Annotated in this window: 1 protein-coding gene; it reads right to left on the reverse strand. The window is 66.1% G+C overall.

Annotated elements, in window-relative coordinates; all coding sequences use genetic code 11:
* Positions 1–559 (reverse strand): thiamine pyrophosphate-binding protein (locus MOV74_RS38940; RefSeq protein ID WP_246932903.1); only part of this gene is annotated, 559 nt, incomplete at its 3' end.
* Positions 560–1,021: the final 462 nt, after the last annotated feature.

A 1,021-nucleotide genomic window follows, 5' to 3' on the forward strand; every position in this document is an offset into this window, starting at 1 on the left:
GCCAGCTCACCGCCGGCTCGATGCGCATGGCATCGGCAACGGCCGCGGTCTCGGTCAGCATGTTCTCCGGCAGCGAGATCACGACGGGACCGGGGCGGCCCTGCATGGCGACGCGGAAGGCGCGCGCCACCAGCTCCGGAATACGATCGGGACGATCAATCTCGACGGCCCATTTCGCCATGGTGCCGAACACCGCCTTGTAGTCCAGTTCCTGGAACGCCTCGCGCTCGCGCATGCCGGTGTCGACCTGGCCGACGAACAGGATCATCGGAGTCGAATCCTGCATCGCGATGTGGACGCCGTGGCTGGCATTGGTCGCGCCGGGGCCGCGGGTGACGAAGCAGATTCCGGGGCGTCCCGTGAGCTTGCCGTACGCCTCCGCCATCATCGCGGCGCCGCCCTCGGCACGGCAGATCATGACGTCGATCGGACTGTCATGCAGCGCATCGAGCGCGGCGAGATAGCTCTCGCCCGGCACGCAGGTGACGCGCTCGACGCCTTGGGCGACGAGCTGATCGATCAGGATCTGGCCCCCGGTGCGGGTGTTGCGGATGGTCATGTCGGCTCCCTCAGGGCTTTGGCAATGCGTCACTATTCGGAGACTGCGTAAGACAGGCCGAGAGAGCGCGCAAGGTCGAAAGGCTCTGATAGCCTGCGCAGGCGTCATGCCCGTCGGTGCCGTTTGCACGACCGCCTGTTCGCGATGATGTGGTGGCTGGGATCGGGCCAGGGCGCTGCATGAAGCAATCCAGTGCCGCAGGGCGGGCAAAGGCGCACAGCGCCGTGCCCACCGAATTCAATCGCGACACGAGCGTGGGCACGCTGGCGCTTTGCCCACCCTACGATGTCGGAGGTTGTGACACGCAGACACACCTTCACCATCTCGCGGCGCTTCCGCCCGAGCTTTGCTCTTCGCATCACGCCCTCATAGCGAAAGGGCGCAGGGAAGGCCGGGCGCCGGCTGGCACCCGCTTGTCCGTCGTGCGATGAGAATGCACACGCAATGCACAACGGATGACAG

Source organism: Bradyrhizobium sp. SHOUNA76 (assembly GCF_023006445.1).
Taxonomy (GTDB): Bacteria; Pseudomonadota; Alphaproteobacteria; order Rhizobiales; family Xanthobacteraceae; genus Bradyrhizobium.